Annotated in this window: 18 protein-coding genes and 2 pseudogenes; 16 read left to right on the top strand and 4 right to left on the bottom strand. The window is 41.2% G+C overall.

Annotation, left to right across the window (positions count from 1 at the left end; translation table 11 throughout):
* Nucleotides 1–32: 32 nt before the first annotated feature.
* The 10 genes from ACGG81_RS08190 (at nt 33) to ACGG81_RS08145 (ending at nt 10,063) form a co-directional block, all read left to right on the top strand.
* The gene (locus tag ACGG81_RS08190; protein WP_390107782.1) at nt 33–1,448 is read left to right on the top strand and encodes an RsmF rRNA methyltransferase first C-terminal domain-containing protein; all 1,416 of its coding nucleotides are present in this window, start codon (nt 33–35) and stop codon (nt 1,446–1,448) included.
* Nucleotides 1,436–2,161, top strand: coding sequence for a pseudouridine synthase (locus ACGG81_RS08185; RefSeq protein WP_390107779.1), 726 nt, complete (start codon nt 1,436–1,438; stop codon nt 2,159–2,161). Before ACGG81_RS08190 ends, ACGG81_RS08185 begins: the two co-directional genes overlap by 13 nt.
* A 5-nt stretch (nt 2,162–2,166) precedes the next feature.
* Nucleotides 2,167–4,086: a YgiQ family radical SAM protein gene (locus ACGG81_RS08180; RefSeq protein WP_390107776.1), complete on the top strand. Its 1,920-nt coding sequence runs from the start codon at nt 2,167–2,169 to the stop codon at nt 4,084–4,086.
* Between the two features lie 38 nt (nt 4,087–4,124).
* Nucleotides 4,125–4,889, top strand: a complete 765-nt coding sequence (locus ACGG81_RS08175; protein WP_008975321.1) for an SDR family NAD(P)-dependent oxidoreductase — start codon at nt 4,125–4,127, stop codon at nt 4,887–4,889.
* A gap of 19 nt (nt 4,890–4,908) precedes the next feature.
* A complete protein-coding gene (locus ACGG81_RS08170) occupies nt 4,909–5,469 on the top strand; it encodes a hypothetical protein (RefSeq protein WP_016440619.1) in 561 nt (186 codons plus the stop codon).
* Nucleotides 5,470–5,501: 32 nt separating this feature from the next.
* The gene (locus tag ACGG81_RS08165) at nt 5,502–6,473 is read left to right on the top strand and encodes an RluA family pseudouridine synthase (RefSeq protein ID WP_009262030.1); all 972 of its coding nucleotides are present in this window, start codon (nt 5,502–5,504) and stop codon (nt 6,471–6,473) included.
* A complete protein-coding gene (locus tag ACGG81_RS08160) occupies nt 6,473–7,003 on the top strand; it encodes a Holliday junction resolvase RecU (RefSeq protein WP_390107772.1) in 531 nt (176 codons plus the stop codon). Before ACGG81_RS08165 ends, ACGG81_RS08160 begins: the two co-directional genes overlap by 1 nt.
* Before the next feature lie 74 nt (nt 7,004–7,077).
* Nucleotides 7,078–8,331 (top strand): ATP phosphoribosyltransferase regulatory subunit, encoded by a 1,254-nt coding sequence (gene hisZ, locus ACGG81_RS08155; RefSeq protein ID WP_390107769.1) that lies wholly within the window; start codon nt 7,078–7,080, stop codon nt 8,329–8,331.
* A 36-nt stretch (nt 8,332–8,367) separates the two neighbouring features.
* Nucleotides 8,368–9,651 carry a bifunctional phosphoribosyl-AMP cyclohydrolase/phosphoribosyl-ATP diphosphatase HisIE gene (gene hisIE / locus ACGG81_RS08150; RefSeq protein WP_390107766.1) on the top strand — a complete coding sequence of 428 codons (1,284 nt, stop codon included), beginning with the start codon at nt 8,368–8,370 and terminating at the stop codon, nt 9,649–9,651.
* Between the two features lie 112 nt (nt 9,652–9,763).
* Nucleotides 9,764–10,063, top strand: a complete 300-nt coding sequence (locus ACGG81_RS08145; RefSeq protein WP_009262026.1) for a hypothetical protein — start codon at nt 9,764–9,766, stop codon at nt 10,061–10,063.
* A gap of 1 nt (nt 10,064) precedes the next feature.
* Here the strand turns inward: ACGG81_RS08145 and ACGG81_RS08140 are convergent, their stop codons facing one another.
* A complete protein-coding gene (locus tag ACGG81_RS08140; RefSeq protein ID WP_390107764.1) occupies nt 10,065–10,586 on the bottom strand; it encodes a TetR/AcrR family transcriptional regulator in 522 nt (173 codons plus the stop codon).
* 150 nt (nt 10,587–10,736) lie between these two features.
* Between ACGG81_RS08140 and ACGG81_RS08135 the strand changes: the two genes are divergently transcribed.
* The 6 genes from ACGG81_RS08135 (at nt 10,737) to ACGG81_RS08110 (ending at nt 19,596) form a co-directional block, all read left to right on the top strand.
* A complete protein-coding gene (locus tag ACGG81_RS08135) occupies nt 10,737–11,585 on the top strand; it encodes a DegV family protein (protein ID WP_009262024.1) in 849 nt (282 codons plus the stop codon).
* Between the two features lie 157 nt (nt 11,586–11,742).
* A complete protein-coding gene (locus ACGG81_RS08130) occupies nt 11,743–12,876 on the top strand; it encodes a YibE/F family protein (RefSeq protein ID WP_390107762.1) in 1,134 nt (377 codons plus the stop codon).
* Nucleotides 12,873–13,646 carry a YibE/F family protein gene (locus tag ACGG81_RS08125; protein WP_390107760.1) on the top strand — a complete coding sequence of 258 codons (774 nt, stop codon included), beginning with the start codon at nt 12,873–12,875 and terminating at the stop codon, nt 13,644–13,646. Before ACGG81_RS08130 ends, ACGG81_RS08125 begins: the two co-directional genes overlap by 4 nt.
* A 99-nt stretch (nt 13,647–13,745) precedes the next feature.
* Nucleotides 13,746–16,814 carry a glycoside hydrolase family 2 TIM barrel-domain containing protein gene (locus tag ACGG81_RS08120; RefSeq protein WP_390107757.1) on the top strand — a complete coding sequence of 1,023 codons (3,069 nt, stop codon included), beginning with the start codon at nt 13,746–13,748 and terminating at the stop codon, nt 16,812–16,814.
* Nucleotides 16,815–17,675: 861 nt separating this feature from the next.
* Nucleotides 17,676–18,860 (top strand): ATP-binding protein, encoded by a 1,185-nt coding sequence (locus ACGG81_RS08115; protein ID WP_008975335.1) that lies wholly within the window; start codon nt 17,676–17,678, stop codon nt 18,858–18,860.
* The gene (locus ACGG81_RS08110) at nt 18,853–19,596 is read left to right on the top strand and encodes a hypothetical protein (RefSeq protein WP_120105378.1); all 744 of its coding nucleotides are present in this window, start codon (nt 18,853–18,855) and stop codon (nt 19,594–19,596) included. The genes ACGG81_RS08115 and ACGG81_RS08110 overlap by 8 nt, the downstream gene beginning before the upstream one ends.
* 609 nt (nt 19,597–20,205) lie before the next feature.
* On the opposite strand, the pseudogene ACGG81_RS08105 reads toward ACGG81_RS08110, so the two are convergent.
* The 3 genes and pseudogenes from ACGG81_RS08105 to ACGG81_RS08095 all read right to left on the bottom strand — a co-directional run.
* Nucleotides 20,206–20,427, bottom strand: a pseudogene (locus tag ACGG81_RS08105) (IS91 family transposase); the annotation flags it as partial.
* Nucleotides 20,427–22,195, bottom strand: a pseudogene (locus ACGG81_RS08100) (cation-transporting P-type ATPase); the annotation flags it as partial. The pseudogenes ACGG81_RS08100 and ACGG81_RS08105, both read right to left, overlap by 1 nt.
* 279 nt (nt 22,196–22,474) lie before the next feature.
* Complete coding sequence (locus tag ACGG81_RS08095; RefSeq protein ID WP_390107754.1) at nt 22,475–23,326, bottom strand: helix-turn-helix domain-containing protein; 852 nt, start codon at nt 23,324–23,326, stop codon at nt 22,475–22,477.
* Between the last annotated feature and the right edge of the window lie 139 nt (nt 23,327–23,465).

Here is a 23,465-nt window from a genome sequence, read left to right as displayed (position 1 = left end):
TTTTTTTGAGATAATACCATTTGGAGGAAAAAATGAATTTACCAATTAAATTTGAAGAAAAAATGAAGGCTTTGCTTCAGGAAGAATATGAAGAATATATAAAATGTTATGATGAGCCGCGTTTGTACGGGCTTCGCGTAAATACGAGAAAGATCAGTGTGGAGGAGTTTCTGAAAATTTCTCCGTTTGAACTGAAGCCGATTCCATGGATTGAGAATGGGTTTTACTACGATGGAGACCATGTACAGCCGTCAAAGCATCCGTATTATTTTGCAGGACTCTACTATCTTCAGGAGCCAAGTGCGATGACTCCGGCAAATCGTCTTCCAATCAATCCGGGAGATAAAGTATTCGATGTGTGTGCGGCCCCAGGAGGAAAGGCGACAGAGCTCGGAGCGAAGCTGGATGGGACAGGTGTACTTGTTGCAAATGATATCAGCAATTCCAGGGCGAAGGGATTGTTAAAGAATATTGAATTGTTTGGAATTGGAAATGTACTTGTGCTGAGTGAGGAACCTGGGAAAATAGAGGAATATTTTGAGGAGTATTTTGATAAGATTTTGATTGATGCGCCTTGCTCCGGGGAAGGAATGTTCCGAAAAGATAAAAAGATGGTCAAGGCATGGGAAGAACATGGACCGGAATTTTTTGCAAAGATTCAGAGAAGTATCGTGACACAGGCAGCAAGGATGTTAAAGCCGGGTGGAATGATGCTGTATTCCACTTGTACATTTGATTCGGAAGAAAACGAAGGGACGATCGAATATTTGTTAGAGCAGTATCCGGAATTTCAAATTTGTGAGATTGCACCGTACGAAGGATTTTGTCCGGGACTTCCGGAAGTTTCCAGAAGCAAACGGGGAGACTTGTCCAGAACTGTGCGGATGTTCCCGCATAAGCTTCATGGAGAAGGACACTATGTGGCACTGTTGCAGAAAGGGGAACAACCAAAGGAAGAAAACGAAGAGCAGACAAGACAAAGAAGGATAAAAGCAGACAGAATTGCGAAGACAGGTGTGAGAAAGATTCCGGAGGAACTCGAAGCATTTTTTGAAAATGTCAGTTGGGACTTAGAGAAAAGCCGTTTGGAAATCCACGGGGAGTGCGTCTACTATATGCCGGAGGATCTGCCGGATGTCAGAGGGATTCGATTCCTACGCACGGGTCTGCTTCTCGGAGAACTGAAGAAGAACAGATTTGAGCCAAGCCAGGCGTTTGCGATGAATTTGAAAAAGGAAGAATACAGGTACTGCCTTTGTCTTTCAGCAGAAGATGAGCGCGTGGTCAAGTATTTAAAAGGAGAGACATTGGATGTGGAAGATCTTGTCTCACAGAAAGAAAAAGGATGGTATCTGATCTGTGTCGATGAATATCCTCTGGGATGGGGAAAGCTCTCTGCCGGAACAGTGAAGAATAAATATCTTCCAGGATGGAGATGGCAGTCATAATGTTGAGATTAGATAAATATCTTGCTGATATGCAGGTCGGGACAAGAAGTGAAGTAAAACAGATGATCCGGAAGGGACTGGTCACTGTGGACGGTCTGATTGTAAAAAAACCGGAAGAGAAAGTAGATTGTGAGAAGCAAGTAGTTGTATGTAGCGGAGCGATTGTCTCTTATCACCAATATGAATATTATATGCTGAACAAACCGGCAGGAGTTGTATCGGCAACAGAGGATCCAAGAGATAAGACAGTGATAGACCTTATCGAAGATCGAAGGAGAAAGGATTTATTTCCAGCAGGAAGGCTGGATAAGGATACCGAAGGACTTTTACTCATTACAAACGATGGAGCACTGGCGCATGATCTTTTGTCACCGAAAAAGCATGTGGATAAGAAGTATTATGCCAAAATAGAGGGAACCGTGACAGAAGAAGATGTGGAGTTGTTTGGGAAAGGGGTCGATATTGGTGAAAAGAGAGTGACTCTTCCGGCAGTACTTACAATTTTATCTTCCGGTGAGGAGTCGGAGATTACCCTTACGATCCGTGAAGGGAAGTTTCATCAAGTCAAAAGAATGTTTGAGGCGGTCGGAAAGAAAGTGACTTATTTAAAACGTCTGTCGATGGGAAGCCTTGTGCTGGATGAAAAACTTCTTCCTGGCGAATACCGGAAATTGACAGAACAGGAACTTACACAATTAAAACAAAAGAGGTAGAAAGAATGAATCAAGGATTTTTGCCAGTGTGCAGAAAGGATATGGAAGAACGAGGATGGGATGCAGTAGATTTTGCTTATGTGATCGGGGATGCCTATGTGGATCATCCATCGTTTGGCCCGGCAATCATCAGCCGGATTCTGGAGGCAAATGGATACCGGGTGGGAATCATTTCCCAGCCGGACTGGAAAGATAATACAAGCATTATGGAATATGGAGAACCGAAACTTGGATTTCTGATCAGCGGGGGAAATATGGACTCGATGGTCAACCATTATTCTGTATCTAAGAAAAGAAGAAAGACCGATGCCTTTACACCAGGAGGAGTCATGGGGAAACGTCCGGATTATGCGACAATCGTCTATGGAAATCTGATTCGGCAGGTCTATAAAAAAACACCGGTCATTATCGGGGGGATTGAGGCAAGTTTGAGGCGGCTTGCACACTATGATTACTGGTCGAATCATCTGAAGCGTTCCATCTTGTTAGATTCGGGAGCAGATCTGATCTCCTATGGGATGGGAGAACGATCGATCGTTGAGATCGCAGATGCGCTAAAGAGTGGAATCGCAGTCGGGGATATCACCTTTATCGATGGGACGGTGTACAAGGCGAAAGATCTGAGCAGTGTCTATGATGCTGTTACGCTTCCGTCTTATGAAGAGTTGAAAAAAGATAAATTAAACTATGCAAGAAGTTTTTATGTACAATACTGTAATACAGATCCATTTTCAGGGAAACGACTTGTGGAATCTTATTCGGATCATCTGTATGTCGTGCAGAATCCTCCGGCGAAGCCTTTGTCACAGCCAGAGATGGACAAAGTGTATAGCTTCCCGTATGTGCGGACCTATCATCCGTCCTATGAAGCCGCAGGAGGAGTTCCGGCGATTGAAGAAGTAAAATACAGTCTGATCAGCAACCGGGGATGCTTTGGAGGATGTAATTTCTGTGCGTTGACTTTTCATCAGGGGCGTATCATCCAGACGAGAAGTCATGAGTCGCTTTTGGCGGAGGCAAATCAGTTTATATGGGATAAGGATTTTAAAGGATATATTCATGATGTCGGCGGACCGACAGCAAATTTCCGTGCACCGTCCTGCGAAAAGCAGCTTCAGTACGGGGTATGCAAAGAAAAGCAGTGTCTTTTCCCAAAACCGTGCCGAAATTTGAAAGTGGATCATAAGGATTACTTAAAATTGCTGAGAAAATTACGTGAACTTCCAAATGTGAAGAAAGTATTTATCCGTTCCGGTATTCGGTTTGATTATCTGATGGCAGACAAAGACGATACGTTTTTCAGAGAATTGTGCGAGCACCACGTCAGCGGTCAGCTGAAGGTGGCACCGGAACATATCTCGGATGCAGTGCTTCAAAAGATGGGGAAACCGGAGAACCGGGTATATGAGGCATTTACTGAAAAATATAAGAAGATCAATCAGAAGTTGGGGAAAAATCAGTTTTTAGTTCCATATCTGATGTCCTCTCATCCGGGATCAACGATGAAAGAGGCGGTAGAGCTTGCAGAGTATTTGAGAGATCTCGGCTATATGCCGGAGCAGGTACAGGATTTCTACCCGACACCTTCGACGATTTCAACCTGCATGTACTATACGGGGGTGGATCCGAGAACAATGGAAAAAGTATATGTGCCGGTGAATCCGCATGAGAAAGCGATGCAGCGAGCACTGATCCAGTACCGGAATCCAAAAAATTACGATCTGGTGATGGAGGCGCTGAAAAAGGCGGGACGTATGGATCTGGTAGGATATGACAGACATTGTCTGATCCGTCCAAGACAGCCAAAACAAGGATCCGGGGAAGGCTTCAGAAAGCAGGCACAGGGAAAGTCTCAGGCGAAAGCACAGGGGAAAGGGAAGCAGAAGAAAAAAGCAATCCGAAACGTGCATAAAAAGAAACAGTAGCCTATAAGAAACAGTAAAAGATAAGGGGAGTGTAAAAAATGAAAATTGTAATTGTAACAGGAGCATCTTCCGGACTCGGAAGAGAATTTGTACGACAGATTGAATCGCTGTACAAAGAACTGGATGAGATCTGGATCATTGCCAGAAGAGAAGACAGACTTCTGGAAGTAGAGAGCAGGATGATGACAAAAGTAAGAATCTTTGCAGCAGACTTAAGGCATCGGAGTGCATTTGACAAAATAGCAGCAGCGCTTCAGGAATTTAATCCAGATGTCCGTATGCTCGTCAATGCAGCAGGATTTGGCAAAGTTGGAGAAGTGGAAGAAATCTCTTCGACTGATCAGGCAGATATGGTCCGTCTAAATTGTGAAGGGCTGACCTATATGACATGTATAGTTCTTCCATACATGAGTACAGGCAGCAGAATTGTCAATGTGGCATCTGCGGCAGCATTCTGCCCACAGCCAAAGTTTTCGGTATATGCAGCGACGAAGGCGTATGTGAAAAGTTTTTCGGATGCGCTCGGCGAGGAAGTGAAAAAAAGAGGAATTTTTGTGACGGCAGTGTGCCCCGGACCGGTTCGCACCGAATTTTTTGAGGTAGCTCGTACGGAAGAAGATGGTCAAAATGCAAAGGATAACTTTATGAAAGAGCCGGAAGTCGTTGTACGGCAGGCATTACTTGATGCGGCAAGAGGTAAAAAATTGTCTGTTTGCGGCATTTCAATGAAAAGTGCTAGGATTGCAACAAAAGTCCTGCCGCAGAAGGTTGTGCTTGGTGTGATGCAGCATTTCTGGAAGTAAATCAGAGACAGGTGAGAAAATGAAAAAAGGAAGACCAGGTTATCTGGATTCACAGAAGAAAAAAGAAATTTTAAAAACAGCGATGATGTTTGGTCTGGTCATCGCGATCATGGCGACGGGTTACCTGACGACACATACGAAGAAAAATCTATTGACTGTCGTTGCAGTCTTAGGATGTCTTCCGGCAGGAAAATCTCTTGTCGGCGTGATCACGAGGTGGCCGTACCATTCGATAGGACAGAAAGAAGCAGAAGAGATCGGACGGGTAGCAGGAACCCTTCCGGTTGTCTATGATCTGGTTGTGACAAGCTATGAGAAAATCATGCCGATCGACTGTATGACAGTTTCTGATCATGTGATGATTGGTTATACAAGAAGCAAAAAGACAGATCCGGCATATGCCCAGAAACATATTACCCAGATTTTATCGCAGAACGGCTATCAGAAAATGACAATCAAGATTTATGAAAATTACGAGACATTTTTGCAGAGACTGCGGGAACTGGAAGCACTGGGACATGAGCGAAATGAGGAAAGGGAACAGAAGCTCTTAGGCATTGTTCTGAATATTTCTCTGTAAAATCAGACTTGAAAAAGAGCGGGAGAAAAAAGATGCAGGAAATTAAAGTGACAAAAAATGAGGCTGGCCAGCGTCTGGATAAACTGCTGGCAAAGTATTTAAATGAAGCGCCAAAGAGTTTTTTCTATAAAATGATGCGAAAGAAAAATATTGTCCTCAACGGAAAGAAAGCAACTGGAAATGAGAAACTGGAAGAAGGGGATATAGTAAAATTGTTTTTGGCAGACGAGACGATTCGGAAATTTTCCAGCGTAAAAATTCAGAGAACAAAAACAAATTTATCCGTAATCTACGAAGATCAAGATGTTGTTCTGATCAATAAACCAGTAGGAATGTTGTCGCAGAAGGCAAAGGAAAGTGATGTTTCTCTTGTGGAACATCTGATTTCGTATCTGCTTGACGCAGGGGAACTCTCAGAAGAAACACTAAAAAGTTTCCGTCCGTCAATCTGCAACCGGCTCGACCGCAATACAAGTGGAATAGTCGTGGCAGGGAAAAGCCTTCCGGGGCTTCAGAAAATGGGAGAACTTTTCAAAGAGCGAACTCTCCACAAATATTATCGATGTCTTGTGCAGGGAGTGATCCGAGAAGACCAATATCTGAAAGGATGGCTGAAAAAGGATGAAAAGACTAACAAGGTGCAGATTTTAGACAGACCATCGGACCCATCTGACCAGCCGATTGAGACGGAATATCATCCGTTGTGGACAAAAGAGGGTGTGACATTGCTGGAAGTACGGCTGATTACCGGAAAGACGCATCAGATTCGCGCACACCTTGCCTCAGAAGGCCATCCGCTGATCGGAGATTATAAATATGGGGACCGAAAATTAAACGACTTTTATCAAAAAAAATATGGATTGAAATCGCAGCTGCTCCATGCGTACCGGTTAGAGTTTCCGGTGATGGAGGGAGTTTGCAGTCAGCTGTCTGAGAAGGTGTTTATTGCAGACGTCCCACCGCTGTTTGCAAAAATCTGCAAAGAATCAAGGAGTGAGCGCTGATGGGGACATGGAATTCCAGAGGGCTTCGGGGATCTACGCTGGAGGATATGATCAACAGGACTAATGAGAGATATCTGGAGAAGGGACTTGCGTTGATTCAGAAGATACCGACACCGATCACCCCGGTGCGGATTGACAAGGAACACAGGCATATTACGCTTGCGTATTTTGAGCAGCGGAGTACAGTGGATTATATCGGAGCAGTTCAGGGGATCCCGGTTTGTTTTGATGCAAAGGAGTGTAATGCAGATACTTTCCCATTGCAGAATATCCATGAACATCAACTGGAATTTATGAAAAATTTTGAAAAGCAGGATGGGGTCGCATTTTTATTGATCTATTTCAGTAGACGGAATGAATTGTATTATATGCGCTGTGCCGAGATGGAACGCTTTTGGGAGCGGGGGCAAACCGGCGGCAGAAAGAGCATTCGAAGGGACGAGCTTTCGAAGCACTTTTTTCTAAAGATGGCAGGGGGATATGTACCGTATCTTGATGCGCTTCAGAAAGATCTAGAGGAAAGAGAGTAAAAAGAAGTACAAAAGATAAGGGAAGATAAAAATGCTGCCAAAAGATAAGTAAAAATTGTAAGGAGAAGGGGAGAATGGCTATGAGACAGAAGATTTTGCATACACCAGAAGGAGTCAAAGATATTTATGGAAAAGAGTGCAGAAAAAAGTTGTTGCTTCAAGAAGAACTGCATGAAATGCTTCATTTGTATGGATATGAAGACATTCAGACACCTGCCTTTGAATTTCTGGAAGTATTTGGAAGAGACACCGGAATCGTATCTTCCAGAGAACTCTATAAATTTTTTGACCGGGAGGGAAACACACTTGCGTTGCGACCGGATATTACACCATCGGTAGCAAGAGTTGCAGTGACACAGTTTGAAAAGGATTCTGTACCGCTTAGGATGTGTTACATAGGAAATACATTTTTAAATCATGGAAGTCAGCAGGGAGAATTGTGTGAAAGCACGCAGCTTGGTGCAGAACTGATTGGAGATGGAACTGCAGGGGCAGATGCAGAGTTGATCGCGCTTGCGGCAGATAGTCTGAAGCGCGCTGGGATGAAAGAATTTCAGATCAGTGTCGGGCATGTGGAATTTCTGCAAAGCCTTTTGGATGCGGCACAATTCCCTGCCGAAGTCAAAGAAAAGGTGCGGACGATGATTGCAAGGAGAAATTTCCTTGGTATGAGAGAACTTCTTGAGAAACTTCCGGTAAAGCGTCCGATCAGAGAAGTTTTTTATCGCCTTCCAGAATTGGTTGGAAGTGTGGAAATTTTAAATGAGGCGAGAGAGCTGGCACCGGACAGGCGGGCAATTCTTGCTTTGGAGCGTTTAAAAGAAGTTTATGAAATTTTGAAACTGTACCACATGCAGGAGATGATCACATTTGATCTTGGCATGTGTGGAAAATATGCTTATTATAGTGGAATAATTTTTAAGAGCGATACTTTTGGAGGCGGGGAACCTGTCGCGAAAGGTGGACGGTATGACAGGTTGCTGGAAAGATTCGGAAGAGAACTTCCGGCAGCAGGGTTTGCAATCGGTACAGATGAGCTGATGAAAGCACTGATACGACAGAAAATCCAAATTCCGGAGGAACCGGAGCAGATAATCCTGCTCTTTGACCGGGAGCAGAGGAAGTACGCAATCTCTCTTGCGAAGGAGTTCCGCGGAAAAGGGAAACGAGTAGAGCTGCTTGAACGGGAAGAAAAGAAAAATCTGTCGGTATATCATATCTATGGGCGCAGAAAGCAGGCGGGCAGCTTAATCTATCTGAGGAGAGATGAGCAGATCATCATGGTGAATTTACACACGGGAGAGAAAAAAGTCGTAGACTGTGCGTAAGGCGATCTGAAATTGATAAAGGAGCGAATTGTAAAAATGAGTTATAAAAAATTAATTCCTTGCATTTTCATCGATGAAGGGAAGGCGGTAAAATGGTTTGACAACAGAGAAGTCCTTTCAGAAAATGTAGTTTCTCTGGCAAAATATTACAGTGATCATGGTGCGGATGAACTTTTTGTGTTCGATCTGTCTTCTTCTGACGAAGAACATGAGGAAGCAATAGCAATTATGAAGAAGATCAGCCGGGCAATACGCATTCCGATGGTGGCGGGAGGAAATATCAAGCGGCAGGAAGATATCAAGAAAATCTTGTATGCGGGTGCGAAACGGGCAGTATTGAATTTCTCGAAAGCGATTTCCTTTGAGTTGATCGAGGAGGCGGCAAAAAGGTTTGGAAAGGAGAAAATCTCAGTTTCTCTCAATGATTTTGATGCGCTGTTTAAGCAACAGCATTTGATCGAAGAGTGCAGCAGTGAAATTTTATTTATGCACAGACTGGATTTGGATTCGGTCATGAACGTGACAGATATTCCGTGTGTGGTGCTTACAGATACGAATGAGAAGTCAGAACTGTTTAAGATTTTAAAATGTCCGGGGGTGAAAGGACTTTCCGGCGCTTATGTAAGCCGGACAACAATGGATTTTGTTGCATTTAAAGAGCAGTGCGCCAAGGAAAATATCAAAATGACTTCGTTCGAGAGCATGATGGAGTTTTCAGAGTTTCACCTCAATGAGGAGAGGCTTCTTCCTGTGATCGCACAAAGTTATAAGACTGGAGAAGTGTTGATGTTTTCCTATATGGATAAAGAGGCATTTTACAATACAATCAAAACCGGAAAGATGACTTATTATGACAGAGAAGCGAAAAGAAGCAAAGTACAGGGGAAGGAAAGCGGCCATTATCAGTATGTGAAGGCACTTACGATCAACTGTGATAAGGAGGCTTTGCTTGCAAAAGTAGAACAGATCGGACCGGCATGTAAGACCGGGAATGCAACGTGCTTCTTCCAACCGCTTGTTGGTACGGATTATGACGGCACGAATCCGCTTCAAGTGTTTGAAACGGTTTATGAGAAGATTCTTGAGTGCAAAAAAAATCCGAGAGATGGATCTTATACGAACTATTTGTTTGACAAAGGAATTGATAAGATTCTTAAGAAAGTTGGGGAAGAAGCAACTGAATTGATCATTGCAGCAAAGAACCCAAACCCGGGTGAAATCAAAGGAGAGATTTCTGATTTCCTTTATCATGCGATGGTACTTATGGTTGAGCGAGGCGTGAAGTGGGAAGATATTATTAAAGAACTTGCGGAGAGATAACAGATGGACTGGTCTGTCAGAAATTAAGCGGGCATACACTTTATAAAAGAAGTGTATGCCCGCTGTTTTAGGAGCAACTATAAACATGTCGGGACGGAGAGGAGAGACTCGCATGAATGAGACAGAAAAAAGAAGAGAAGAACTACTTGCACAAGCAAGAAATCTATATGGAAGTGGACGAACATCCAATCCGGCAATCCATCCGCGTTGTCAGGGAGCGTATCATCAACTTTATGAGAAAGAGGAGGCACTGCCCCGCTCTACCTTTGTGCTGCGTGTTTGTGTCAGTCTGATTTTATTTTTGATTTTTGCGGGGATCGATTATGAGAAAACTTCTGTTGGAACATACGATAGTGCAAAAATCATAGAGGCAATTACATATCAGCAACCGGTGGGAGAATTCTTAAAGTAAGTTAAGTCTGTTCTTGCGGGAAAAATGTTTCCGTGACGATTTTTCCCATTTCTTCCGGAGACTCGTTCATACCGGTATCCATCCATGTAAGAATCACTCCGCACAGTCCGAAGGAGATGAAAATCTGGCGATAATATTCGGCACAGTCTTGTGTAAAAACGTCACCAAAGCGTATGATCAGTGCGTTGAGAAGCAAAAGTGATAGTTTCGCCTGAATCAGAGTCTGAACGATATCCCGGATGGAGTAGAAAAACTGGAAAAAGCGGATTGCAAGTTCACAGGCAGAAGTATTACGGATTGTTTTTTCGTGTTCAATCCAGTCTGTCATTAGTTTGTCCAGCTTAAATTCAATGACTTCTTCTTTGGAAGTGAAATTCCGATAGTAAGTGACACGACTGACATTGGCGAGTTCAGTGATCTCACGGATCGTAATTGCCTCAAGGGGCTTTGTGCGCAGAAGTCTTAAAAGCGAATCGGCAATGCATTCCTTTAGAAAATCTCTTGTGCGTTGGGTTCTTTTCATAGATACAAAATCTCCTGTTTTGTTTCATTTGTAAGTTTCTGCATTGATTTTTTTTGCAGATATGCTATATTGTTTACTTGATATATTTGTATCATCTATTTTAGAAAATCAGACAGAGGTTGTCAATCTGTTGAAGGAGGAAATTTTACAATGATGATTATTACAGATTCTGCTTCGGATATCACAAAGCAGGAAGCAGAGGAGATGGACATTCGGATTGTCTGGTTAAAGACAAAATTTTCAGATGGAGATTTTCCATTAGAAACAGAAGAGGATTTTATCCATTTTTTTGATAAGCTTGCTGAAGAGAAGGAACTTCCGGTTACCAGTCAGCCGTCTCCGGAGGAATTTTTGCAGTTGTACGAAGAAGCAAAAGAAAAAAATGAGGAAGTGCTTGTGATTACTCTTTCCAGCGGATTGAGTGGGACAGTCAACGCAGCAAATCTTGCAAAACAGATGAGTGAATATGAGAAAATCTGGATCATTGATTCTGAGCAGGCGATTGTTACTCAGCGTTTTCTGGTACAGAAGGCGGTAGATATGCGCGCCCAAGGGAAAAAGATGGAAGAAATTGTTGCGGCGATAGAGGATTTGAAAAAGCGCGTCACGGTATGCGGCATGTTAGATACACTCACCTATTTAAAAAAGGGAGGTCGGATTCCGGCAGCACTTGCTGTGTTAGGAAATGTTCTCCAGATCAAACCTGTGATTGAACTGAAGGATCGCGAATTGACGATGTTAGGGAAGGCACGCGGAAGAAAGGGTGGCGTGAAGTATCTGTGGAAAGAATATGAATCCTATGAAATCGATGAGAAGGAACCGGTCTATTTTGGATATACATCCGATAAGGAGATTGGGGAAAAGTTCATGGAAGAGACTGTTGAAAAGTATGGTCTGACAAATTACCACCTGTATCCGGTAGGTGGCATCATCGGGACACATGTTGGTCCGGCCTGTGTTGCGATCAGCTTTGTAAAAAAGAAGAAAGATGAAAAATAATTGTTTTAAATAATAGTGGAGAGTGTGAATGACATCAGATCACACTCTCCACTAAATTTTTGAGAAAAAGACAGGTTTTTAGCTGCCACTTGACAAGTAGTGAAAAACTGAATACGATAAAGAAAAATTAAAAAGTGATCATGAAGGAAAAAGTGTGATGTGGGAAGAAAAGAAAAATAAAGAAAATGTGTCTGTCAGAAGAAAAAGAATCTTTGCTGCAATCTTATTGTATTTTTGCCTGCTTCTTTTTGTGGCAAATGATGCGTGGGTATATCAGACACCTATTGTTAAGATTACGGAAGTGCATACAAAGGAAAGCAGGAAGGAAGAAGATGTTCGGGGAGGGAGAGAACCTTATTATACGCAAAACATCAAAGGAATTTTGCTGAACGGAGAAAAAAAAGGAAAGACAGTACGGCTGAACAATGAATATTCTTATTCCGGGGTACTGGATCAAAAATATGCAAAGGGAGATAAAGTACTCGTTACTCTGGAGGGAGACTCTTTGAAAGGAACGATCAAAAGTTTGAAAAGGGATACCCACCTGGCAGTGCTTGCAGGGGCGCTTATTTTCCTTCTGCTTGCGGTTACGAAGGAGAAAGGGATGCTTACCATCCTCACGGTTGTGGCAAATTTTGGAATTTTTTTCCTTGGGTTTACAGGGTTCCTGAAAGGAAGAGAAGTGCTTGTTGTCTGTAGATTTATGACAGTTCTATTTGCGGTAATACCTCTTGTGATCCTGAATGGATTCCATAAGAAAACGTGGGCGGCAGTGTTATCTACGCTGAGTGTTTTAGCGCTGATCATGGGAATCTTTGATCTGACAGTACGGTATACCGGAGGGCTTGATTATTCTTCGATGGAATATCTTGGAAGTATGGATGATCCAGGAGAATTATTTCGTGCAGAAATCATGTTGGCAGGACTCGGAGCGATTATGGATGTCACTGTGACGATTTCATCAGCGCTCGGAGAAATTACGAGGAAGAATCCATCTGTTTCTGTGCGGGCGCTGATCCGTTCAGGAAGAGAGATCGGTTATGATATTATGGGAACAATGATGAATGTACTCTTGTTTGTATTTGCATGCAGTCAGATTCCGACCTTTTTGATTCGAATGAACAATGACGTAGATTTTTTTACGATCCTTCGTCTGCATATTCCATATGAGATCTGCTGCTTTCTGATAGAAAGTATCGGAATTGTACTGGCAATTCCAGTTTCGATACTTTTTGCTTCAGTTTTTATGAAAACCTGCAAAGTTAGAAAAGATCGGAGGAATGAAAGATGATGATAGGAATACTTGCGCTGATTTTATTTGGATTGATGATGGTGATCGGTGGAGACCGGGGAGCAGTGTCTGTTATGTCTCTTGCAGGAAATCTGCTGGTATTGTCACTGGCGATCATTTTGATGGCAGGCGGGCATTCACCTCTTATCATTACTGGAATTGCAGCCGGTCTGATCAGTTATATTACACTGGTAAAACAAAATGGGGAAAATCAGAAGACAGAGATTGCGTTCGGAGCAACCGGGATAGTTATCCTGTTACTGTTTGCAGCAATTTTTCTGCTTTTGTGGGATGCAAGAAGTGGTGGATTAAATGAAATACAGGCAATCCAGGAAGATGTGATGTATTATTACAATACCAATCTGCATATTAACATGCTTCAGATTACTGTGTGTATGGTATTGCTCAGCACCCTTGGGGCAGTGCTGGATACCGCGTTATCGATTACGTCTTCTTTGTACGAGGTGATTTTGCACAAACCAGATATGAGTAGACGTGAAATTTATCATTCGGGATTGCAGATTGGGAAAGACATTATCGGGACTACGGTGAATACGCTGTTCTTCGCTTACTTAGGAGATTCCTTACTGCTCTTTTTCTATCTGAAAAATGTGAAATATACGGCAGAAGTAATTTTAAATTCCAAAATGTTATTTCAGGGAGTGTCTGCGATGCTTTTCAGCGCGATTGCATGTCTGTTGACTGTGCCGGTTGCTTCGGCAGGGTGTATGCTTTTTCTGAAAAAAGAGGAGAAGAAGGAAGAAAAATAAGAAATTTTTTCAAACTAGAGTGTATGGACAAAACAGTGGAAAAAGTATAAACTCACGTTAAAGAAGAGAAAAACTAGAAAGGTAAAGGAGAATTTTGTGATGTTAGTGCCAAAATACTACGAGGACTTAGAAATTATGCATGAGAACACCATGCCGTATAGAGCTTATTACATACCGGCTTCCTGCAATATGGGACCGTTGGTGGAAGACAGATTTTCTTCCGACCGAACAATCTGTTTGAATGGAAGGTGGAAATTCCAATATTTTGAAAGTCTCTATGATCTGCAAGACAGATTTTATGAACCGGGATTTGATCTTGATCGTTTTCGGGAGGTGGAGGTACCGGGAAACTGGCAGAATTATGGTTATGATAGCCATCAGTATACCAATGTACGATACCCGATTCCATTAGATCCGCCGTATGTACCCCAGGAAAATCCATGTGGCGCATATGTGTATAAATTTGATTACAAAAAACAGGCAGATATACCAAGAGCTTATTTGAATTTTGAAGGGGTAGACTCTTGTTTTTATGTTTGGATCAATGGAAAGTATGTCGGGTATAGCCAGGTTTCTCATGCTACAAGTGAATTTGATGTCACAGATGTGTTGCTTGACGGAGAAAATACGCTTGCGGTACTTGTTTTGAAATGGTGCGATGGAACTTACCTGGAAGATCAGGATAAATTTCGCATGAGCGGAATCTTCCGGGATGTCTATCTGTTAAGAAGACCGGAAAATGTAGTCTACGATTATTTTGTAACAACTACATTGGGAAGGTCGGATGCAACTGTTACTGTCCGGGCAAGCTATATTGGAGAGGAAGTGCCGGTAAAGGTTACGCTTTGTGATGAGGAAAATAGAGAAGTAGCCTGTGGAATGTTTGCGAAGTCGGAGAAGAGTGGCTATACACATCAGGTAATCCTTTCGGTTAAAGAACCAAAATTGTGGAATCCCGAACAGCCATATCTGTATACAATGGTTTTGAAGAGTGCCGGGGAAGTCATCACAGACCGGGTGGGAATCCGGGAAATCTGTATCAAAGACGCAGTGATATATGTCAATGGAGCACCGGTGAAATTTAAAGGGGTTAACCGACATGATTCGGATCCGGTAACGGGCTTTGTCGTTGGGGCAGCACAGATGAAAAAGGATCTGCAGTTAATGAAGCAGCATAATTTCAATGCGATCCGCACCAGTCATTATCCGAATGCACCGTATTTTTATCAGCTCTGTGATGCGTACGGATTCTTCGTAATTGGGGAGGCAGATAATGAGAGCCATGGAACGGAAGCTCAGTATTTGAAGGATTCTAGCTGGGAGAATGCAAGCAGGCGTTGGAATGAGCGGATTGCAGATAATCCAGAATTTATTTTGGCAACAGTAGACCGCACAAAACTTTGCGTACATCGGGAGAAAAACCGCCCTTGCGTGGTTATTTGGTCGATGGGAAATGAGTGCGCTTATGGATGTACCTTTGAGGAGGCGTTAAAATGGACAAAGCAGTTTGATCCGTCAAGGCTTACTTGTTATGAAAGTTCAATTTATCAAAGTGAGAAGAGAACGTATGATTGCAGCAATATTGATATTTTCAGCAGAATGTACCCGGAGTTAGAAGAGATTGACACCTATATGGAGCAGAATCCGGAGAAGCCGTTTTTATTGATTGAGTATTGCCATGCGATGGGAAATGGACCAGGGGATCTCGAAGATTATTTCCGCAAGATTGATCAGTATGACAAGCTCTGCGGAGGATTTGTATGGGAATGGTGTGATCATGCAGTGTATCGCGGAGAAACTTTAGATGGGAAGACAATGTACTTTTACGGTGGTGATTTTGGGGAAGAAGTACACGACGGAAATTTCTGTGTCGATGGACTGGTGTATCCAGATCGGACACCACATACAGGTTTGAAGGAGTATTGGAATGTATATCGTCCGGCGAGAGTGGTCTCATTTGAGCAGGAGAGCGGCAGTCTTTGTCTGAAAAACTATATGAATGCGGTGGATCTGAAAGATTATCTTTTTCTGACCTACGAAGTGACATGTGATGGAATCATGACGGAACAAGGGAAAGTTATACTGCAGGAGTCTATCCTGCCACGCATGGAAGGCAAGATTTCTCTTCCGATAACTGTTCCGGAAAGTGGAAAATGTTATTTGAAAATAGGCTACCATTTAAAGTGTGGAACGAACTTGATGGAAGAGAACAGCAGCCTTGGATTTGATGAGATTCTTTTGAAGAATGAAGACGGACAAAATCGGCAGGTGGCGGCACTCTTAGCGATGCAGGAGAGAAATGGATCGATACATGTTTCAGAGACAGATCGTTTGCTTTTGATCCAGACAGATCAGTTTTTATACTGTTACAATAAGCTTTCGGGGATGTTTGAACAGGTGACTATAGACGGAAAAGAACAGTTTGATGCTCCGATGGAGTTAAATATCTGGAGAGCACCTACGGACAATGACCGGAGGATCAAAGACGAATGGATTCGTGCAGGATATGATCGGAGCCACTCTAGAGCGTACAAAACAGAGTGGACAATGCAGGAAGAAAAGGTGCAGATCCATAGCAGGTTATCTGTCTCGGCGGTGGCATTACAAAAAGTCCTGGAGATTGATGTGATGTGGGAGATTTCCGGTAGAGGAGAATTTTCTGTGAAAATGCATGTGAGAAAAGACACAGAATTTCCAGAACTTCCGAGATTTGGTATCCGCCTATTTCTGAAAGGGGAATATGAGACCATTCGATTTTATGGACTTGGTCCGCATGAGAGCTACCGGGATAAATATCATTCTTGCAGTCATGGTCTTTATGAGTCATCCGTAGAGGAACAGCATGAGGATTATATTCGGCCTCAGGAGAATGGAAGCCACACGGATTGTGATTACATGGTACTGAAAAAAGGAAATCAAGCATTTGCGGCAGTCTCCCCAACAACATTTTCTTTTAATGTGTCTTACTATACTCAGGAAGAATTGACAGCAAAAGCCCACAATTTTGAATTGGAAAAGTCGGGTAGCACCATTGTCTGCCTTGATTATGCACAAAATGGAATCGGTTCTAACAGTTGTGGTCCCCGTCTTCAGAAAGAATACCGGTTTGATCAAGAGGAATTCACTTTTCAAATGAAGATCTTAGTGGGAAAAGAATTGGTGTTATAGATGAAACTAAGAGTATCCATTGCAGGTTGTACAATGGATAGATTAATTAAAATTTAATAGTCAGAACTCTACTAAGCAGGAAATCAGAGGTCTCCTGCCTTTCTGATTGAGGCAAGAAGAGTTGGCAAAAGATATTTGCTTGAAGTTCTTCCTTAAAATGTATATAATAGTGTCAATTGGATCATCCAATGTATTGTATCTCCTTGTGTGAACTATGGGGAGTATTAAACGCAGTGTTTTCTGCTGATAAATAGGAAATATAGATGAAAATAGAAAGGAACTATATGAGAAAACTAGCTTTAAGTGATGAAATATTACTAAAAATCGAGAAGCCGGCCCGCTATATCGGGAACGAAGTGAACTCGGTGATGAAAGATAAGAACGAGGTGGATATCCGTTTCGCTGTGTGCTTTCCGGACGTTTCTGAAGTGCTATAATGTAGCAGTGCTAAAGAACAATATATAGTGTTGTTCTGTGATTTGAAGTACGAGATGTATGGATTGGATGAAACTAAACGAAACTGAAAATGAAAGAATGATATTGTTACGAAATTGAATTTGTTACGCAAAAATGGTAATTTGGAGTGAATATCATTCAGAATAATTAAATATAAATGCAAGGGTTATATGTTTTCTTTTGTCGAGAGAAATTAAAGGGTTGGAGTCGCATCATGGGCTTCAGCCTTTTTGTTTTTTATTAAGTATGCTTAAGTATGCTAGATAACAAAATCATTTGTGCTGGAGTATAACAATGAAGTTATATTATGGTCAAATGATATTTAGACCAATAAAAAGTAATAAAATGTTTAAAAAGTAATAAAATGTGTTATAATTAGAGTAATTAATATTTGGAGGTGCTAATATGAGACTAAAAGCAGAAAATGTATTTAAACCTGGAGCGTATCCGGAATATACATATGTCTCCAGGAATTATGAAAATACAGGTATATCATATGAATTACGTTTAAAGCAGGCATTGAGAACAGCGGGTTGCCTTACATCATTAATTGGACCATCAAAAATGGGAAAGACAATCTTATGCGAGAAGGTAATTGGATTTGACAACATTGTTGAAATTTCTGGTGCGGATTTTAACAGCAACACAGATTTTTGGGCAATTGTTGCTGCAAAAGTGGGATTGCCTTATAAAGGAGAATTGACAACAGAAAGAGAGGTTAATGAAGGAAATAGTAAGGAAACAGATAGTAAAAGCGAAAAGTATGTTCTAGCGAAAGATACCGTTATTCAATATTATAAAGAGCACGATAAAGTATTAGTAATTGATGATTTTCATTATGCTTCAAAAGAGATGCAGACAAAAATGGCACAACAGCTCAAAGATGCAATTAGAAGAGAATTAAAGGTAGTCGTAGTTTCTCTTCCGCATAGGGCAGACGATGCAATTCGCCAGAATGCAGATTTATCGGGAAGATTGAGTTTAATTAATATTGAAGCGTGGGAAAAAAAGGATTTAAAAGAGATTGCTTTAAAAGGATTTAAACAACTTGACATTAAGATAACAGATGAAGTTGCAGAACAGTTGGCAGTTGAATGCCTTACATCACCACAGTTAATGCAGTATATTTGTCTGAGCATTTGCACATTGTTGGAAGACAAAAATGAGCATATTGTAAATTTTGATATGTTGGAAATGGCATATAAATTTACAACGGTTAACTTTAACTATTACGATGTGGTAAATGTAATGTCTAAAGGTCCAAATCCGCGTGGAAAGAAAAGAAATTTATACAAAACATTAGATGGAAAAGAATTGGATTTGTATGGACTGATTGTGGAATCGTTAGCCAAAAATCCTCCGATTATGGAATTAGATTTTGACACAGTTTATGACAGAATCATAAACCTTATTCCTAAAACAGAAGGAAAACCGGATAGAAATTCTGTAAAAAGTCATTTAAATAATTTACAAACAATCCTAAAAGAAAAAGAAGAAATTTATAAAGCAATAGAATGGAAAGACGGAAAAGTGTATGTTTTGGATCCGTTGTTTTTGTTTTATCTGAGATGGGGGAGAATGAATGGATAATATGCTGAAAGAATATATCGAAAAGTTGAAATTAGTGGATACTGTAGAGGAATATGAGGCATTTATATTGAAGTTGCACCAGATGATGAAACAAGAATCATATAAGAATGATATTGTTCAAAATATTAGAAATAAACAGAAATATATGGTGAACAAATTTTCAAAAGAATCTACCCGTGAAAATATGTTAAAGGCAAAGGAAAATCTGTTGATCTATTTGGACAGTATTTTATGTGAAGAATATGAGGAGTCATCACAATTTATTCAAAAGGAGATTGAAAGGTATCTGCGAAATTTTTATTTCTTCTTAGAAGCGTTTAGGGAAGTAAAACCAGATAAGAGGGCATCACTTACGTCTGAAAACTTGAAAAAAATACAGATTGAAAATGAATATGATTTACAGCATTTGCTTTATGCAGTTATAAAGCCATTGTATCCGGATGCTAGAAGAGAGGTAAATGATGATTCGGGAGTTGGAACAGTTAGAAGCGATATAAAAATTCTTTCTTTAAATACAATCATAGAAGCAAAGTGTACAAGAACATCAACAAACTTAAAAAAGCTGACAGAAGAAATAGAAGCTGATATTGTACATTATAAGGCGGATTATATATTCTTTTATATTTACGACAAAGAAAAAATTATAAAAGACAGGCATGCTTTTGAAACAAATTTTAACAGGAGTTTTGATGGAAAGGAAGTCAGGATTATTATTTTGCAACCTGTCAATATGTAAAGGATAAATTTGACGGGACAGAGTTGGGTGAGAAAAGGCTCAGTGTCAGCAAAAGATGAGAAAAATGAGGTGACAATATGATTGCACCAAGAAAAGTAAAATTTGAGGCGAAGAAAAGGAAAATGAAAATATTGAATTTCGTACATTTTTAAAATGTAATGCAGATGAAAAAGAATTGGACGAGCAGTTCAAAAAGCTTCATGAAGAGTTGTTTGCAAATTACGACTGCAGCAGATGTAGGAATTGCTGTAAGATGTACTGTGTCAGTATTCCGGAAGAAGATTTGGAGAAAGATGCAGAATATTTGGAAATTACGGAAGAAGAGCTTATAAATTCTTTAGGTTAGAATCGATGATGGGGTAAACGAAAAAGCAGTTTTGACATTTCAGTGAACTGCCCCTTCGTTTACTCTATTTTCGATTTGACCTAATTGAATAAAGTGAGCGTCCGAGTAGATATTACCTATGGACTTTTAATCTTTCGTTCTTATCCATGATTATACAGGATTTCCTATGCAGACGCTACAGAAATCAAGGATTTTCAGATAAATAGGTACAACAATAAAACCTCAGGATTTTGAGGCTTAAAAACATATAAAAGATTTGGATTTTAACACCTTTGCGGTATTCTCAGTTGTGGTTTTCCAAGATATCCACCGCAGGATTTACATACACAGATGTTTATCCCGTATAGCTGTTTCAGTATTTCCGGCATTTCTTTAGCCCTGAGCTTTGAAAGATATTTTTTGCATCCGAGAAGATTCCGGCATAAAGTGAGTTTTTTGTGTTTGCTGCGGGAACATAGAAGTCCATAATGCCGGATCCTGACAAAGCATCTTTGGTGGCGTCCACTGCTGTATCTACAGAAATCCCTACATTTGCCTCATTTAGTGCAGGAATGTCGTTGACCCCATCCCCAAGAAATCCAACGGTATGACCATTCTCTTTGAGTGCAGAAACCAGACGTACTTTCTGACCGGGAGTAAGCTCTGCAAAAACATGGGTTTCTTCTACCACCTTTTTCAGTTCACAGTCTGTCATTTCATCCAGTTGGGTGCCAGTTAGGATATGTTCGGCAGAGATTCCAACCCGGCGGCAGACGGATAGTGCAATGGATGTCTGATCTCCGGTCAGGATCTTCGGGATTACTTTTAATCTCTTCAGTGCTGTTACGGATTCGCCTGCCGTCTGTTTTGGGGCATCGAAGAAAGACAGATAACCAACCAAAGTCATATCCTTTTCATCGTCAGGTGTGATTTTCTTTCATCTTCCCACTTGTTTCCGAGCCACAGCAATAACCTTTATCCCATCCTGCAGCATTTCCCCTACCACACAAAATACGCTTTGTCTGGCATCTTTTTCCATCTGGTATTCTGTCAGAAGCTTGGCATAATGGATTTCCCTGCCTGGCATGGATTTACAGGCAAGAATGGCATTGTCAATGGGATTACGGACGCCGGAATGATAGGAACTGTTCAGATAAATCAGATCCAGGACATCTGTATTTTCATTGCCCAGAATATCCATATAATATTCCAGCAGGACACTTTCATTGGTCAGTGTTCCTATTTTATCCATACAAAGCACATCCATGCTTCCAAAGCTCTGCATGGCGTTCAGATCTTCGATGATGGTCTGTTTTTTACCCATAGCAAGGCTTCCTTTTGCAAGGCAGGCGGTGATGACCATGGGGAGCATTTCCGGCATCAGCCCTACCGCTACAGACAGTGCGAATGCAAAGGATTCCAGCCACTTTCCACCTGTGATCCCCAATATAAGAAATACAATGGGAACCAGAACCGCCATAAACCGGATCATGACCCAGGCAATGGAATTGGCTCCTTTTTGAAAAGCATTTTTATCTTCAGAATTAGGTTTGGTAAATCCACCGTATAGAGTATCCCTTCCTACAGCCAGCACGATGCCTTCCCCTTTTCCACTGATAACTGTGGTCGCCATAAACACAAGATTTTCCAATTGTGTTATGGGTTCCTGCTCTTTGTAACAAAGTGTACGGCAGCTTTTTTCCAAAATGGCGCTTTCTCCAGTGATAGCGGCCTGGGAAATAAATAGATCGGTTACCTTTGTCAGCCGGATGTCCGCTGGAACACGATCACCAGCAGAAAACAGAATCAGATCGCCTACTACTAATTCTTCACCGGGAATTTCCCGTAGTTCCCCATTCCGTCTTACGGTAACCTTTTCGTGAATCAAACGGTCAAGCTGTTCGGCTGTGCTTTTCGCCCGCAGCTCCTGAATTAAACGGATGATACCGCTGATTACAATCATGGAAAAATGATAAGGGCAGTAGTAGCATTCCATGTAAAATTAGAGGCCATAAAAACATCGGTAACAAGAGAAACAATACCTAAAATAAATAGAATCACATGAAATGGATTAATAAACGCTCGCCGCAATCGCTGGATGGTGGTATCTGTTTTACGTTCCTGAAAACTGTTTTTGCCATATCTTTCCCGCATTGCATCTACCTGTTCTTTGGATAGCCCAAGGGCAGATGTACCAAGATCCCGGTAGATTTCTGGCGGCTTACAGTAAGCGTACTTTTTGATACGGCTGTCAAATAGTGTTGCTTTCGACAAAAATAGATTCCTCCCTTCGCAGTATAAATAAGAATATTTTAACATAGAGTTGTGAAAATGACAGATTTATATTCTTGCTTTTTTCTTGCGATTCGTCGGAGGGATATATTTTAAACGCTACGACCTTTTCAGAACAGGTAAAGTATGGCAGAATAAAATTTTTTTAGGAGAAGCAGTATGGCAAAACAAAAAACGGGAAATACATTTTTGGAAGAGCAGATTGGATATAAAGAAGTTTTACGTCTATAATATAAAATTGATTTGAAACTATGCACTTTCCTAAATCTTATTATTCCGAAATTCCGATGGAGGAAGTCCCGTCTGTTTTTTGAACAGTCTGCTGAAATACAGCGGATTATTATACCCAACGATGGATGCCACCTCGGATACAGAATATGTAGTAGTCCGGAGCAGTGTCTTTGCATTTGTGATCCGGAGATTTAGTATATACTGCATGGGAGTTACGCTATTGTAACGTTTAAAGCTTCGGATAAACCAGCTGATACTGAGGTGTTTGTCCATGGCGTACTGCTCAATCGATATTTCTTCTGCAAAATGTTCATTAAAATACTGTGTAGCTTCTTCCATTTCTTTTTGCAACATCCGGTTCTGGGAAGAGATGCCCATAGGAGCCTGGCGGCTAATCAGAAGGAACAGTTCCCTGAGCAGGAGAGATAAGTATTCTTCATAATGAGGACGGGTAAGTTGGAGTTCCTGAATCATTTTTCGGAAAATCTGATGATATTCCGTAGAGTTTCCAGTCTGGATAATCTGTCCGGATTCAAACAAATGGTATTCTCTTAAAATATTTTTTACATTATTACCGGTAAAATGAACCCAGTAAACTTCTGTCTGGTCTGTCCCATAATAAACATATCTTTGCATTTCCCGTGGCTTGTATAAAATCATATGTCCGGCCTCTACAATCTCTTCCTTGCCATTCAAAAAGAAATGACCTTTCCCTGCAGCAATATAAAGCAATTGATAGTCAATCCTTCCCCGGGGGCGATACGTGGGAAGCTTGGGCTGGTGGATCAGCCGGTATGTCCCACAGCTTCCCACTACTAGTGATTTGCTCTTATCTTTAAAATCCAATAATGAATTATGCAGATAACCAGAGTTGATATACATGATGCGTCTCGCACCTCCTTTAAACAAGTAGGCTTCTGTTAAAGATAGTGTATCATTTCGTGCATGTTTTGTCCAATAGAGTTTATGGACGAATAGTGTAAAAATAGCGTAAAATAATGATAAACCAAAGGAAAAAATC

This window comes from Faecalimonas umbilicata, assembly GCF_042846195.1.
Classification (GTDB): domain Bacteria; phylum Bacillota; class Clostridia; order Lachnospirales; family Lachnospiraceae; genus Faecalimonas; species Faecalimonas umbilicata.
Note: the sequence above shows the minus strand (reverse complement) of the source record. Positions and strands in the feature narration are given on the sequence as shown.

What these genes read in the sequence shown, in the direction of transcription:
- ACGG81_RS08180 (WP_390107776.1), top strand. Translation starts at nt 2,167, where the DNA reads ATGAATCAAGGATTTTTGCCAGTGTGCAGAAAGGATATGGAAGAACGA.
- ACGG81_RS08190 (WP_390107782.1), top strand. Translation starts at nt 33, where the DNA reads ATGAATTTACCAATTAAATTTGAAGAAAAAATGAAGGCTTTGCTTCAG.
- ACGG81_RS08095 (WP_390107754.1), bottom strand. Translation starts at nt 23,326, where the DNA reads ATGTATATCAACTCTGGTTATCTGCATAATTCATTATTGGATTTTAAA.
- hisIE (WP_390107766.1), top strand. Translation starts at nt 8,368, where the DNA reads ATGAGTTATAAAAAATTAATTCCTTGCATTTTCATCGATGAAGGGAAG.
- ACGG81_RS08140 (WP_390107764.1), bottom strand. Translation starts at nt 10,586, where the DNA reads ATGAAAAGAACCCAACGCACAAGAGATTTTCTAAAGGAATGCATTGCC.
- ACGG81_RS08110 (WP_120105378.1), top strand. Translation starts at nt 18,853, where the DNA reads ATGGATAATATGCTGAAAGAATATATCGAAAAGTTGAAATTAGTGGAT.
- ACGG81_RS08165 (WP_009262030.1), top strand. Translation starts at nt 5,502, where the DNA reads ATGCAGGAAATTAAAGTGACAAAAAATGAGGCTGGCCAGCGTCTGGAT.
- ACGG81_RS08160 (WP_390107772.1), top strand. Translation starts at nt 6,473, where the DNA reads ATGGGGACATGGAATTCCAGAGGGCTTCGGGGATCTACGCTGGAGGAT.
- ACGG81_RS08185 (WP_390107779.1), top strand. Translation starts at nt 1,436, where the DNA reads ATGGCAGTCATAATGTTGAGATTAGATAAATATCTTGCTGATATGCAG.
- ACGG81_RS08115 (WP_008975335.1), top strand. Translation starts at nt 17,676, where the DNA reads ATGAGACTAAAAGCAGAAAATGTATTTAAACCTGGAGCGTATCCGGAA.
- ACGG81_RS08145 (WP_009262026.1), top strand. Translation starts at nt 9,764, where the DNA reads ATGAATGAGACAGAAAAAAGAAGAGAAGAACTACTTGCACAAGCAAGA.
- ACGG81_RS08125 (WP_390107760.1), top strand. Translation starts at nt 12,873, where the DNA reads ATGATGATAGGAATACTTGCGCTGATTTTATTTGGATTGATGATGGTG.
- ACGG81_RS08130 (WP_390107762.1), top strand. Translation starts at nt 11,743, where the DNA reads ATGTGGGAAGAAAAGAAAAATAAAGAAAATGTGTCTGTCAGAAGAAAA.
- hisZ (WP_390107769.1), top strand. Translation starts at nt 7,078, where the DNA reads ATGGCTATGAGACAGAAGATTTTGCATACACCAGAAGGAGTCAAAGAT.
- ACGG81_RS08120 (WP_390107757.1), top strand. Translation starts at nt 13,746, where the DNA reads ATGTTAGTGCCAAAATACTACGAGGACTTAGAAATTATGCATGAGAAC.
- ACGG81_RS08170 (WP_016440619.1), top strand. Translation starts at nt 4,909, where the DNA reads ATGAAAAAAGGAAGACCAGGTTATCTGGATTCACAGAAGAAAAAAGAA.
- ACGG81_RS08175 (WP_008975321.1), top strand. Translation starts at nt 4,125, where the DNA reads ATGAAAATTGTAATTGTAACAGGAGCATCTTCCGGACTCGGAAGAGAA.
- ACGG81_RS08135 (WP_009262024.1), top strand. Translation starts at nt 10,737, where the DNA reads ATGATGATTATTACAGATTCTGCTTCGGATATCACAAAGCAGGAAGCA.